Below are 12550 nucleotides of genomic sequence, written 5' to 3' on the forward strand. Positions count from 1 at the left end.
TGAACCCTCAATTTATTCCTAGACCCCTACGACCCGGGCTTCGGCGGCGGCACCTCGTCCCGGGGCTGTGGCGAGGCGGGGACGTCGGTCCCGGCATCGTCGTGCCCGTTGCCGGCGACAACCAGCGTGAAGTCGTCACCGTGGTTGCTGACCCCCTCGATCACCGCAGCCTCGACCGCCTCCGAGCCGATCGCGTGCCGCAGCATCAGGGGATCCGTCCGCAGATCCTTGGCCAGCGCGACCGCCAGCCCGACCATCACCACCGCGAACGGAAGCGCGGCGACGATCGTCAGGTTCCGCAGACCTGTCAGCGCTTGCTCGCCACCACCGCCGACCAGCAGCATCACCGCGGCCACGGCTCCGGTGAGCACGCCCCAGAAGACCACCAGCGGCTTCTTGGGCTCGATCGCGCCCTTCTCCGACAGCGTGCCCATCACGATCGACGCGGCATCCGCGCCGGACACGAAGAAGATCGCGACCAGTACGACGACCAGGATCGTCGTCACCGACGCGAGCGGGATGTGGTCGAGGAGCCCGAACAGTTGCCCCTCGGTGGTCGACTGCCCGGCCAGATCGACGCCGTCACGCTGCAGGTTGATCGCCGCGCCGCCGAACACGCAGAACCAGACCAGGCTGACCAGCGACGGCACCAGCAGCACGCCGGTGACGAACTGCCGGATGGTCCGGCCGCGGCTGATCCGCGCGATGAACATCCCGACGAACGGCGTCCAGGAGATCCACCAGGCCCAGTAGAAGACGGTCCAGCCGGACAGCCAGGTGGCCATCGCGTCGCCGCCGCTCGCCTCGGTCCGCGCCGCCATCTCGGCCAGGTCGCGGAAGTAGTCGCCGATCGCGGTCGGGACCAGGTTGAGGATCAGCACGGTCGGCCCGGCGACGAAGACGAACAGCGCCAGTGCGACGGCCAGCACCATGTTGATGTTGGACAGCCACTGGATGCCCTTCGCCACACCGGACACCGCGGAAGCGACGAACGCGGCAGTCAGTACGGCGATGACGCCGACCAGGACGCCGTTGCCGGTCTTGTCCAGCCAGCCCAGGATCTGTACGCCGGAGCCGATCTGGAGTGCGCCCAGCCCGAGCGACGCGGCCGAGCCGAACAGCGTCGCGAAGATCGCGAGGCTGTCGATCACCTTGCCGATCGGTCCTTCGGTACGGCGGCCGAGCAGCGGCGCGAATGCGGAACTGATCAGCTGCGACCGGCCGCGCCGGAAGGTGCCATAGGCAATGGCTATGCCGACGACGGCGTAGATCGCCCACGGGTGCAGGGTCCAGTGGAACAACGTCGTCGCCATCGCGGTCTCGAGGGCGGCCGATGAGCCGGCCTCGACGGTACCGGGCGGCGGGCTGGTGAAGTGGGTCAGCGGCTCGCTGACGCCGTAGAACATCAGGCCGATACCCATGCCGGCGCTGAACATCATCGCCACCCAGGACACGGTCTTGAACTCGGGCTGCTCGTCGTCGGCGCCGAGCGGGATCCGCCCGTACTTGCCGGCCGCCAGCCAGAGCACGTAGACGACGAAGGCCGAGGCCAGCAGGACGAACAGCCAGCCGGTGTTGGTTTCGACCCAGGTCAGGGCCGAGGTGGACGCCGTACCGAGACCGGTGGCGTCGGCGAAACCCCAGGCGACGAAGGCCAGGGCGATGACCGCGGTGACGCCGAAGACGACGCGGTCCAGGCCGGAGCCGCGACTTCGGCTGCCGGGCGGTGGGGGTGCTGCGATTGCGGGATGCTCTGCATGGTCGGGGTTCGTGTTCTCTGTCGGGCTGTCGATATCGATCGCCACAGGTGAATCACGCCTCGCTTCGGCGCGCCTCCGTTTCCGTTTGGTCGGGGGGTACTGCCGTACGACCGTGTCGAAGATCGTGGCAAAACGCAACAATCGTGGTCTCGGCCACACTCGATGAGCCGGCACCCAGGGGGCAAGGTTTAGGGTGCGGCCATGCGATTCGGTATCACGATCCTTCCGGAGTACCGCTGGAGCGAGGCAGCGCCGTTGTGGCGGCGGGCTGAGGAGCTCGGGTTCGACCACGCCTGGACCTACGACCACCTGACCTGGAGCGGTCTGCAGGACTCGCCCTGGTACGGGACGACGCCGACGCTGACCGCGGCCGCGCTGGTGACGTCGACGATCAAGCTGGGCAGTTTCGTCATCTCGCCGAACTTCCGGCATCCGCTCGCGCTGACCCGGGACATCCTCGCGGTGGACGACGTCTCGAACGGCCGGTTCCTCTGTGGGCTCGGGTCGGGCGGCGGGATCGACACCACGATCCAGGGCGGCGACGACCTGACCCCGCGGCAGAAGGTGGACCGGTTCGCCGAGTTCGTCGTACTGCTGGACAAGCTGCTGACGACGGATCGGGTCGACTTCAAGGGTGAGTACTTCGAGACGCGCAACGGGCGGACCTTGCCGGGGTGTGTGCAGCAGCCGCGGGTGCCGTTCATCATGGCCGCGAACGGGCCGAGGTCGCTCAGATTGGCGACGCAGTACGGCGCCGGCTGGGTCACGACCGGGGTGAAGTCGCCGGACTTCGACACCTGGTTCGCGACGGTGGTCGACCTGAGCCGCCGAATGGACGACGTACTCGAGGGCCGGCCGTTCGACCGCTACCTCGCCCTGGACTCCGCACGTTTCTCACTGAGCAGTGTGGACGCCTTCGAGGACGTGGTCGGCCGCGCGGCCGAGCTCGGCTTCACCGACGTGATCGCCCACTGGCCCCGCGCCGAGGGCGTGTACGCCGGCTCCGTGGACGTGCTCGAGAAGGTGGCGACCGAGGTCATTCCCCGTTGGCGTTAGCGCGGACCCAGGCCGGGATGACGTACCAGAAGACGACGAACCAGACGATGACGAGCGCGACGATGACGAGCGCGACGGTCCGGGACAGGACGGCGTCGAGCGCCAGCAGCACACCGCCGGCGATCGCGACGATGAGGAAGACGAGCCCGGCCGACGTCATGTGACCGGCGATCGGCAGCATCCGGTCGCGCAGTTTCTGGCGGTAGACCAGCCGGTGGAACGACACCGGCGCGAGGAACAGGCCGACGGCCAGGGCCGAGGCGATCAGGGTGACGGCGTACACATCGTGGGTGAACGCGTCCGCCTCCTGGAACTTGGCCTGGAACGCGATCGTGAGCAGGAACGCGAACAGGATCTGGGTGCCGGTCTGCGCCAGGCGCAGCTCCTGCAGCAGTTCGGCCCAGTGCCGGTCGAGCTTCTTCGCCTCGTTCTCACCGTCGCGGTGGTACCCCGCCTCAGGTTCGGTCATGTTCCTGACGGTACCCGTCCGGAAACGGCGAAGAGGCCGCACACCGATCGGTGTGCGGCCCCTTCACTTCAGTTTCGAGAAGGGCTGATCGTGAGATCAGATCGGACGGATGTTCTCCGCCTGCAGGCCCTTCTGGCCCTGGGTGATCTCGAACTCGACGCGCTGGTTCTCGTCCAGCGAGCGGAAGCCCGAGGTCTGGATGGCCGAGTAGTGCGCGAACACGTCCGCGCCACCGTCATCCGGGGTGATGAAGCCGAAGCCCTTGTCAGCGTTGAACCACTTGACAGTACCGACAGCCATTTGTGTCTATCTCCTTGATGGCTTGTAACAAACCGCGACCCACACCTCATGAGCCACGTGTCGCCGAAAGGCCCCAGACGACAGAACCGGCCATGCAGCACAGCGAAAGTCAGTGGGAGTCCAAAACTGCAACGCGATAACTGTAGCCGATCTGAGGCCTTGTGGAAGGGGTGACCACGAACACGTGTCGCTGATTGTCGCCGCCTGCCACGCTCTGTGAACACGCCGCTGCGGCTTCGCACGATCCCGCCGGGACCACGAAATCCTGCGCCGACCTGCTGGTTCGTCCTCGTGACCCGGTGCCGGGGCGTTCCAACGTGGGACTGGACACCGGTACGCCGGGTGATGGACGCGCGAACCTGATCGAATTTTCCGGCGTGTCGCACGACTCTGGACATTCGTTGCACGGCACGCAATGGTGGGCCCCGAGGAGGCAAGGTTGATCGTCAAAGTCACCCGCAGCGGAGGTTTCGCCGGCCTGATGGCCCACGGCGAGCTCGACACCAGCGGCCAACCCGACGCGGACCGGCTCGAGGCGGCCCTGCGGGCTCTCGACCCCGCGCGACTCGGTTCCGGTCGTCCACAACCCGACCGGTACGTGTACCGGGTCGAGGTGCGTGACGCCCCGGACCGGGACGCCACCCACCTCACCGTCGCCGAGCAGGACCTGGACGAGACCACCGCCTGGTTGCTCGACCGCGTGCTCCAGGGCTAGCGCCAGGCGATCTCAGGCGCGCGGTAGAAGTTGACGCTCAGTGCGTCCCACCGTGACCCCTGCCCGGCCAGCCGGTCCTTGTACGTAGGCCAGTCGAGTGCGGAGGCCGGTGACCACCCCAGCTCCGCGATGCCCGGCAGCCGCGGGAAGGCCATGAACTCGACCTTGTCCGTGTCGTCGAGCGTCTCCGACCACAGCGGCGCCTCCACACCGGCAATGGCGGTCTCCGGCAGGTTCGGGATCAGGGTGGACGGGTTCCAGCTGTAGGACTTCTCCACGCTCACCAGGCCGGCCCAGGACAGCCCGTACGGGGTGTCCTTGTGGTACTTCATGTCCAGGTACGCCCGGTTGGCCGGTGACAGCACCACCTTGGTCCCCTGCGCCGCCGCCTTGCGTGCGAGCTCCTGCGACCGCGCGTCGTCGGTACCCCAGTACTGCGCGATGCTGCCGGCCGGCAGTGGGGTCTCGGCGATCTCCTGCCATCCCATCACCCGTTTGCCGTGCTTGGTGACCAGTCCGGCCGCCTTCGGCACGAAAGTGAGGTAGTCCGAGTGCGGAGTCGAGTGCGCCTCGTCCCCACCGAGGTGTACGACGTCACCGGGCGTCTGCTGGGACACCTCCCGGAACACGTCGTCCAGGAAGCTGTAGGTGATGTCCTTGCCGACACAGAGTGAGCTGAACCCGACGCTGGTGCCGGTGTAGAGCGGCGGAGCCACCCCGTCGCAGTTCAGTTCGGCGTACGACGCCAGGGCAGCGTTGGTGTGGCCAGGGGTGTCGATCTCGGGGATCACGGTCAGGTACCGCTCGGCGGCGTACCGGACGATCTCGGCGAAGTCGGCCTTGGTGTAGTACCCGCCGGGTGTGCCGCCGACCTCGAGGCTGCCGCCGTACGTCGTGAGCCGCGGCCAGGAGTCGACCTGGATCCGCCAGCCCTGGTCGTCGGACAGGTGCAGATGGAACTTGTTCAGCTTGTAGAGCGAGGCGAGGTCGAGGTAGCGCTTGACCTCGGCCACCGAGAAGAAGTGCCGGGACACGTCCAGCATGGCGCCGCGGTACGCGTACCGCGGTGAGTCGGAGATCGTCGTACCCGCGATCTGCCACGGCCCGGTCTGGCGGGTGGCGGCGTCGGCCTTGGCGGGCAGTAGCTGGCGGAGGGTCGTGATGCCGCGGAACAGGCCCTCTGGCGTGGCGGCCGTGACGTCGACACCGGAGCGCTCGGCGCGCAGTTGGTAGCCCTCCGCGCCAAGGGAGCTCGGGCCGTTGGTGGAGAGGGTGATCGTGCCCGCACCGGGCTTCACAGGGAGCGGGTAGCCGGTCGCGCGGCGTAGCTGGGCAGTGAGCTGATCGGCGACCCGGTGGGCGGCCACGCGCTCCTTGGAGTTCGTGATCACGCCGACAGTGCTCCAGGACCGCAGCGTGAAGGTCTGACCGTGGAGAGCGGTCTGTGACACGGGCTTGGGGATCAGGGCAGGCGCAGGCGGTGCTCCCGCGGCTACGGAGCTACCGACGACGAGTGGCGTGGCCAGCAGAGCGGCAGTGAGGAGACCTCTGAGTGGACGACGGGAGCGGACTAGTCGCTTCATGACCGGAAGTGTTCGCTTGCTCACTCACCGGGTCAAGATCTTGCAAGGGTCTCAGCCATACTTGTGGGCCATCGCGATCGCTTGCGGCACGTAGCTCCCGCCGAACATCACCACGTGGGTCAGCAACGGGTGTAGCCGGTGGAGGCCGACCCGGTCGCGCCAGCCGTCAGTCAGTGGGTGGACTTCGTCGTACGCGCGGAGCACTCGCTCGAGCTGTGGCAGTCCGAAGAGGCCGAGCATGGCGAGGTCTGTCTCCCGGTGTCCGCCGTGCGCTGCCGGATCGACCAGGTGTACGCCGTCGACACTCCACACGACGTTGCCGGACCACAGGTCGCCGTGGATCCGGCTCGGCTGCTCGGTCGGGTCGTCGTACGCCCCTGCCTCCAGACGAGTGCACACCTGCTCGAACACGTGCAGCTGGTGACCGTCGATCGTGCCCTGGTTGTACGCCGACCGCAGGTAGGGCCGGATCCGCAGGTTCGCGTAGAACTCGCCCCACGACTTCACCGGCTCCAGCGCGTGTGGCAGTCCGATCGTGCCGATGTAGCCGTCCGTGTCCCAGTCATCCGGCGGTACGCCGAAGTGCCGCGCGCCGGCGTCGTGGGTGACGGCCAGCCGCCGTCCGAACTCGTCAGCCGCAGCACCGGTCGGTGGGGCGAGTTCCAGCTTGACTGTGCTCAGCCGGCTCGGTGAGACGTCGACCGGCTCCGCAGGCGGTACTCCACCCGGTACGGCGAGCCACCGCAGCCCCGCGGCCTCGACCTCGAAGAACCCCGGTGGCGCGTCATGCCGCCTCTTCACAAACCTGTCGCCCAGGTCGGTCATGCTCGCACTCTGCCACTCGCACCCGACGCCGAGCCAGCACCGGCTCGCTCAACAGCACCAGAACCGCGGCAGCGCTCAGAAGCCCGCCGATCAGGGCCACACTGTGCACGCCGACGTGGTCGATCAGAGTGCCGCCGACAAAGGCACCTGCGGCGATCCCGACATTGAAGGCGGAGCTCATCCCCGCCGACGCGACGTCCGTGCTGCCTGGCGCGACCTCCAGTGTCCTGCTCTGCACTGCGACGGCCAGACCGCTGAAGGCCATGCCGACGGTGGCGAGCAGGGCGACTGTGGGCACCTGGAGGTGTCCGAACGCGTAGAGCCCGACCAACGCGCAGCTGAGGAGTGCGAACGGCACAACCACCGCTGCCCAGGGATACCGGTCAAGAAGGCGGCCGACGATCAGGGTCCCGACCAGACCGCCGAGCCCACTGGCCAGCAGCATCGGGCCGAGCACATCGGAGGAGAACCCGGTGATGTCCAGCAGGAAGGGCGTGACGTAGGTGTTGAACGTCAGGAACCCCGTCACTCCGACCGCCGAGGCGGCGACGAGTACGACGAACCGACGCATGTCGGGAGCGCTGCCACGGCCGGACGCGGCGTTCCGGACCTCACTGGCGGGCAGGAGGCAGGCGATCCCGATGCAGGCCACCGCGCCGAGTCCGGCCATCACGCCGAGCGGCACCCGCCATCCGGCCTGCTCGCCGAGCCAGGTGCCAAACGGAATGCCGAGCACCGGCGCGAGGGCGGTGCCGATCGCGAGGCGTGCGACCACCCGGCCGCGCATGGTCGGCGGGAACAGTCCGGTCGCGATCGGCGGTGCGATCGCCCAGAAGAGCGCTTGGGACAGTGCCGTGATCAGCCGTGCGGCGAACAGCGTCTCGTACGTCGGTGCGACGGTCGCGACGGCGGTCGACAGAGTGAGCACCCCGAGCGTGCTGCCGAGCACGAGCCGGCGCGGGAGGTGCTGAGTGAGCCGCGCCAGCGGGATCGAGGCCAGGACGACGACGGCGGCGTACCCGGTGACCAGCAGTCCGACCTCCGATCGGGAGCGGTCGAGGTCGGCGGCGATGACGGTCAGCAGGCCGATCGGCAGCACTTCGATGGTCACGTACGAGAAAGTGCTCAGTGCGAGCATGAGGAGGGCGGCGTTGGCTCGGCGGGACGTGAGGGGCATGACTTCACCTGTGATTCCAGTATTAAGCCGTATGGTGGTAGCATCTCATCCATGGCAGAGGACCGCAAGGAAGAACTCCGGATTGTCGGTGGGCACCCCGCCCTCGACCTGGTGAACACGGTAGCTCCCCGCCTGCCCGGTGAGACCGGCGGGCGCGACTACCTGCCCGACCCCGCCGAGTTGCTGGCCTGGAGCCGCCGGATCGAGATCGTCGACCCGGCCGACGCGGAGGCTGTCGCCGCGGTGTGGGGGAGTGCGCCCGACCTGGCCGAGAAGGCCCTGCGCGCGACCGTCGAGATCCGCGAGGCGACCTACGTGGTGCTCGCCCAGCGGGCATCCGGTGTCGGTCCGAAACCCGCGGACTTCGAACAACAACAGGGCCCGGCGTTCGAGCGGCTGATGTTGCGGTGGGCGGCGGCATCGGCCCGATCGATGCTGGTGTCGACCGACAGTGGCCCGGGTGTGGCCGACCTTCAGGTCGGTACGTCGCCGGCGCTGATGATCCCCGATCGCCTCGTCGCCACGGCGGTCGAGCTGCTCCGGACGGTCGAGCTCCGGCAGTTGCGCGCCTGTCCGGTAGACGACGGCGGCTGTGGTTTCCTCTTCCTCGACCGCAGCCGGAACGGGTCGCGCCGGTGGTGCTCGATGGACGACTGCGGGACCCGTGCCAAGATCCGCAAACTCAGCGCCCGCCGCCGATCCGCTTCCACCGTCTGACCGGTTAGCCGGTACGACGACCTCCTGCTCACCGTCCGCGTTCGCATGACACGTCAACAAGGCGTGTCGAAAGATGCGAAGTGTCCGTCCGACCTGTCATCGTAGGCGGCCGGGCCTTCCGACCACGACGGGCCTGGCCGGTCCTGCCCCGCACCGGGGCGGGCAGTCGAAACAGAAGCTGGAGGACAGATGACGCAGGTGGCAGAGCAGCCGGGCAGTACTGCCGGGCGGCTCGGCTCGGTGGTGCTGGACTGCCCGGACCCACTCGAGCTCGCCCAGTTCTACTCGGCGCTGCTGGGGCTGGAGATCGACGAGAACGGTGACGACGACTGGCGGAGCCTGACCGGCCCCGGCTCGTCGCTCGGGTTCTCGACGCTGGCCTTCCGGCGCTCGGAGCAGTACGTGCCGGCCACGTGGCCCGGCACCGACGCGCAGGATCTCCATCTCGACCTCATCGTCGACGACCTTTCCAGCGGCCACGCCAGTGTGACCGCGCTCGGGGCCGAGCCGCTCGACCCCCTGGACCCACCACCCGCCGACAACGCCCGTGGCTGGCGCATCTACGCCGACCCCGCGGGTCACCCGTTCCGTATCTGCCTCGAGTAGGCCTCCCCGTGCCCGCCCCGGCCTTTACGGTCGGGGCGGGCCGCATACTCAGCCCCAGTCGGCACTTCCCCTGAACGGGAAGTGCCGGCTTTCGTCGTACCGGGGTCGTGGCTGGTAGCTGTTCACGCCCGGATCGCCCTGCAGATGGAAGGCACTCGGATACGGCGTCTCCGGGTCCGTGATCCGGGTCGACGTCGGGATGTAGCGGATCGTCAGGCCGCAGCGCCGATGGGGTGAGGTGTTCGCGTTGCTGCCGTGCACGATGTTCGGGTGGTGCACCTCGACGTCGCCGGGCGCCAGCACCATGTCGACCGCTTCCGACTCGTCGACCTCGAGCGCGATCTCCTTGCCCAGCACGCTTTCCACGTCCGTGTTGTCCCGCATCCCGGCCACCCCCGAGCGATGGCTGCCGGGGATCACCCGCACGCACCCGTTCTCCGGTGTCGAGTGGTCGACCGCCAGCCACAGCGTCACCACCTTCATCGGCTCGAGCGGCCAGAACGCCGCGTCCTGATGCCACAGCACGGGTTGGCCGGAGTACGGCGGCTTGGAGATGTAGTGCGACGCGAACAGCGCGAGGTCCGGTCCGACGAACTGCTCGGCGATGTCGAGCAGCCGCTGGTCACTCACCAGGCGGAGCCAGAACGGGTCGTCGCGCAGGTACACATGCCCGAGCTGTTCGGGCCGTACGTCGGGATGCCGAGCCTGCAGCCACTCGACATGATCGTTCACTTCCTTGATCAGTTCCTGGTCGATGACGTCTCTGAAGATGACGTAGCCGTCGGTCTCATACATGTCTTCATGCTGAGGTGGGAAGCCTCCGCGCACTAGCAACGAGCTGACGGAAACTTGTAGCGTGTTGATGTGGATCAGGTGCTGCGCTTCGAGTCGCACGCCTTCGGCCGCCCGTATCACGCGGCTCGGGTCCGCATCCCGGCCCGTGCTCGCGACACCGAGTTGCACACGCATGCGGACTTCCACGAGTTCATGGGGGTGGTGTCGGGCAGCGGCGAACACCTGCTGACCACCGGTGCTCAGCAGCTACAGGCCGGCGACGTCGTCCTGGTCCGTCCGAGCGACCGGCATGCGGTCCGCGGCGCGGCACCCGACGGGCTGGAGTTCGTGAACGTGGCCTTCCCGAGCTCGGCCTGGCAAGGCTTCCTCGACCTGACCCGGACCCCGAGCACCAGCTGGGCGTCCGCCCGAGGCCCCGTCACCTTCCACGCGCCTGAGGCGATGACGGTCTTCGAACACGCGCTCAAACGCTTCCAGGACGAACCCGGTGCCTACGACCTGGTCCGTTTCTGGATCGACCTCCTCGAGCTGCTCGCGCCGACGGGCGACACCGCCGGACCGGGCACACCAAGCTGGCTGGCGAAGGCCTGTACGGCGATGCGCGCCGAAGAGAACCTCCACGGCGGTGTGCCCCGACTCCTGGAGCTCGCCGGCGTCAGCCCGGCCCACCTGTCCCGGTCGATGCGGGCGACGTACGGCGTAACCCCCACGGACTTCGTCACCGACGTCCGCCTCGAACACGCCGCATCGTTGCTAGCAGCAACCAATGACCCGGTGGCCGCCATTGCCACCCGCTGCGGCTTCACCAGCCAGTCCTACTTCACCCGCCGCTTCACCGCCGCCCACCATCTCTCACCCAGAGAGTTCCGCAGACGCTCTCAACGAGCATTTGTGCCCTAGTACTACAGCCGTAGATCGTGATCCCGTTCCTGTCGCGCGTGGTAGTGGCAGCGTCTGGCTCGGCGTTGGTGGCGTCGGCGGGATCGGCTCCATCGGGCGATGTGCAGCTGGTCGTGGATGGTGCGGGTGAGTGCTGCGCGGAGGTGCCGGATCTCGTTGCATGTAAGGGGAATCATCGCTGTTTGGTGTTGGGTGTCAATGGGTGTGGTGCCGGGCGTGTGGGCCACGCCGATCCCAGATCCCAGACCAGGAAAACGAATCAGCCTAGGCAACGATCCAGGGCTATAGTACTAGGCGGCCCAGGCGCATTGCATGGGCCAGGGCAATTCCCAAAGCCGTGTTTGTGCCCATCGTCACGACGCTCGCTCACACGAAGCCGTCATCCCGCCGCCGCGCCGACCATCGCCTCCATGAGATCGGCAGCCTCTTCGCTCGTGAGCGATCCCTCCCGGACGAGCGAGTGCCATGTCACGAACGAGATCGCGTGGCCGACGGCCGCCGCCGTGCGCACGCGCACACGACCTCGCTCGCGGCGTCCCGTCATCAGTGAACGAGCGACGCGGCGGAAGTATCCGAAGAACGCCTCGCGGGCCGCCGGCGGGACAGCATCGATATCGTGGATGCCTGCCGAGAGCATCGCCTCCGTTTCCTCGTACCACCGATACAGTTCGCGCACCGCAACGCGAAAGCGCTCCTTGGGTGAGGCGATGCCGGCCCACGACGTCGGGTCGGGCATGGGATGCCGCTCGTAGTAGTGGGCGTTGCACGCCTCGAAGAGCGCCTGGAGCTCGGGGAAATGGTTGTACACCGTGGCACGCTGCACGCCCGCGCGCTCGGCGATGGCCTTGATGGTCGTCTTCGCGGGGCCGATCGTTTCGTGGAGCTCGACCGTCGCTTCAATGATTCGTTGCCGGGTCTCGGCTTCGGTGAGCGCACGCTTCGTCTTCCGGTATGGGCGTGGCGACGCGATGTTCGCTGAACACATATGTTAGCCAATCTTGACAGGGCACTGTGCTGCTGCTTCATTATACAGAGGTGTCACCCAAATGGAGGTGCGGCATGAGTGCACGGACTGCAGCGGCCACGACCGTCAAGGTTGTCCAGCCCGGTGAAGGTCGGCGCGGCGGATTGATGCCCGGCGTCGGGGTGATCTTCAAGATCGACGGTGCCGACTCCGGTGGGGCCCTCGCCGTGGTCGAACACCCCTTCGAGGTCGGCGGACTCGTCCCGCCCCACGTCCACCACCGCGAGGATGAAATCTCCATCGTGCTCGAGGGCGAGATCGGCTTCCGGTCCGAGAACAAGGAGATCGTGCTCGGTCCAGGCGGATACATCGTGAAGCCGCGCGGCGAGGTCCACGCGATGTGGAACGCCGGGCCGACACCGGCGCGCATGATCGAGATCATCTCGCCTGCCGGACTCGAAGAGCTCTTCCGGACGGTCGTCGACCTGACCGAGCGCGGCGAAGCCGAGATGTCGAAGATCGTCGAACTCGCGAACCGCTACGAGGTCCCAATCGCGGAACCCGAATGGTTCGCGGACGTCATCGAGCGCTACCAGCTCTCCATGCCGACGCCTTAGTCCGGGGCCGCCCGGATGTAAGGCAGGCGGCCTACACCCGTTCGCGAAGGACTACCTCCTCGACAG

At 67.6% G+C, this 12550-nt stretch carries 14 protein-coding genes; 6 read left to right on the forward strand and 8 right to left on the reverse strand.

Features of this window, described 5'->3' with window-relative positions:
- Nucleotides 1-26: 26 nt before the first annotated feature.
- Nucleotides 27-1805 carry a BCCT family transporter gene (locus ACGFIF_RS06170; RefSeq protein ID WP_393151994.1) on the reverse strand — a complete coding sequence of 593 codons (1779 nt, stop codon included), beginning with the start codon at nucleotides 1803-1805 and terminating at the stop codon, nucleotides 27-29.
- Nucleotides 1806-1961: 156 nt separating this feature from the next.
- Between ACGFIF_RS06170 and ACGFIF_RS06175 the strand changes: the two genes are divergently transcribed.
- Nucleotides 1962-2816, forward strand: coding sequence for an LLM class flavin-dependent oxidoreductase (locus tag ACGFIF_RS06175; protein ID WP_393151996.1), 855 nt, complete (start codon nucleotides 1962-1964; stop codon nucleotides 2814-2816).
- Here ACGFIF_RS06175 and ACGFIF_RS06180 read toward each other — a convergent pair.
- On the reverse strand, nucleotides 2797-3285 hold the full coding sequence (locus ACGFIF_RS06180; RefSeq protein WP_393151998.1) for a DUF6328 family protein: 489 nt from the start codon (nucleotides 3283-3285) through the stop codon (nucleotides 2797-2799). The genes ACGFIF_RS06175 and ACGFIF_RS06180 overlap by 20 nt on opposite strands.
- Before the next feature lie 96 nt (nucleotides 3286-3381).
- On the reverse strand, nucleotides 3382-3585 hold the full coding sequence (locus ACGFIF_RS06185; RefSeq protein WP_012921273.1) for a cold-shock protein: 204 nt from the start codon (nucleotides 3583-3585) through the stop codon (nucleotides 3382-3384).
- A gap of 439 nt (nucleotides 3586-4024) precedes the next feature.
- Between ACGFIF_RS06185 and ACGFIF_RS06190 the strand changes: the two genes are divergently transcribed.
- The gene (locus ACGFIF_RS06190) at nucleotides 4025-4300 is read left to right on the forward strand and encodes a protealysin inhibitor emfourin (protein WP_393152000.1); all 276 of its coding nucleotides are present in this window, start codon (nucleotides 4025-4027) and stop codon (nucleotides 4298-4300) included.
- Here the strand turns inward: ACGFIF_RS06190 and ACGFIF_RS06195 are convergent.
- Genes ACGFIF_RS06195 through ACGFIF_RS06205 form a run of 3 tightly spaced genes read right to left on the reverse strand, consistent with a single transcriptional unit; the run spans nucleotide 4297 to nucleotide 7885 of the window.
- Nucleotides 4297-5883: a beta-N-acetylhexosaminidase gene (locus ACGFIF_RS06195; protein ID WP_393152002.1), complete on the reverse strand. Its 1587-nt coding sequence runs from the start codon at nucleotides 5881-5883 to the stop codon at nucleotides 4297-4299. The genes ACGFIF_RS06190 and ACGFIF_RS06195 overlap by 4 nt on opposite strands.
- Nucleotides 5884-5934: 51 nt before the next feature.
- Entirely contained in the window at nucleotides 5935-6708 is a 774-nt protein-coding gene (locus tag ACGFIF_RS06200) for a fructosamine kinase family protein (protein WP_393152004.1), read from the reverse strand.
- Nucleotides 6668-7885 carry an MFS transporter gene (locus tag ACGFIF_RS06205; protein ID WP_393152006.1) on the reverse strand — a complete coding sequence of 406 codons (1218 nt, stop codon included), beginning with the start codon at nucleotides 7883-7885 and terminating at the stop codon, nucleotides 6668-6670. The genes ACGFIF_RS06200 and ACGFIF_RS06205 overlap by 41 nt, the downstream gene beginning before the upstream one ends.
- A 51-nt stretch (nucleotides 7886-7936) precedes the next feature.
- On the opposite strand from ACGFIF_RS06205, the gene ACGFIF_RS06210 reads away from it, so the two are divergent.
- Complete coding sequence (locus tag ACGFIF_RS06210; protein ID WP_393152008.1) at nucleotides 7937-8602, forward strand: CGNR zinc finger domain-containing protein; 666 nt, start codon at nucleotides 7937-7939, stop codon at nucleotides 8600-8602.
- A 189-nt stretch (nucleotides 8603-8791) separates the two neighbouring features.
- Nucleotides 8792-9208: a VOC family protein gene (locus ACGFIF_RS06215; RefSeq protein ID WP_393152010.1), complete on the forward strand. Its 417-nt coding sequence runs from the start codon at nucleotides 8792-8794 to the stop codon at nucleotides 9206-9208.
- A gap of 48 nt (nucleotides 9209-9256) precedes the next feature.
- On the opposite strand, the gene ACGFIF_RS06220 is transcribed toward ACGFIF_RS06215, so the two are convergent.
- Complete coding sequence (locus ACGFIF_RS06220; RefSeq protein ID WP_393152012.1) at nucleotides 9257-10003, reverse strand: phytanoyl-CoA dioxygenase family protein; 747 nt, start codon at nucleotides 10001-10003, stop codon at nucleotides 9257-9259.
- A gap of 69 nt (nucleotides 10004-10072) precedes the next feature.
- Here ACGFIF_RS06220 and ACGFIF_RS06225 point away from each other — a divergent pair, with 69 nt between their 5' ends.
- The gene (locus ACGFIF_RS06225; protein WP_393152014.1) at nucleotides 10073-10903 is read left to right on the forward strand and encodes an AraC family transcriptional regulator; all 831 of its coding nucleotides are present in this window, start codon (nucleotides 10073-10075) and stop codon (nucleotides 10901-10903) included.
- A 379-nt stretch (nucleotides 10904-11282) separates the two neighbouring features.
- Here ACGFIF_RS06225 and ACGFIF_RS06230 read toward each other — a convergent pair whose 3' ends face one another.
- Nucleotides 11283-11888 (reverse strand): TetR/AcrR family transcriptional regulator, encoded by a 606-nt coding sequence (locus tag ACGFIF_RS06230; RefSeq protein ID WP_393152016.1) that lies wholly within the window; start codon nucleotides 11886-11888, stop codon nucleotides 11283-11285.
- Between the two features lie 74 nt (nucleotides 11889-11962).
- Here ACGFIF_RS06230 and ACGFIF_RS06235 point away from each other — a divergent pair, with 74 nt between their 5' ends.
- Entirely contained in the window at nucleotides 11963-12484 is a 522-nt protein-coding gene (locus tag ACGFIF_RS06235; protein ID WP_393152017.1) for a cupin domain-containing protein, read from the forward strand.
- Nucleotides 12485-12550: the final 66 nt, after the last annotated feature.

It is taken from the genome of Kribbella sp. NPDC049174 (assembly GCF_043197365.1).
Classification (GTDB): Bacteria; Actinomycetota; Actinomycetes; order Propionibacteriales; family Kribbellaceae; genus Kribbella.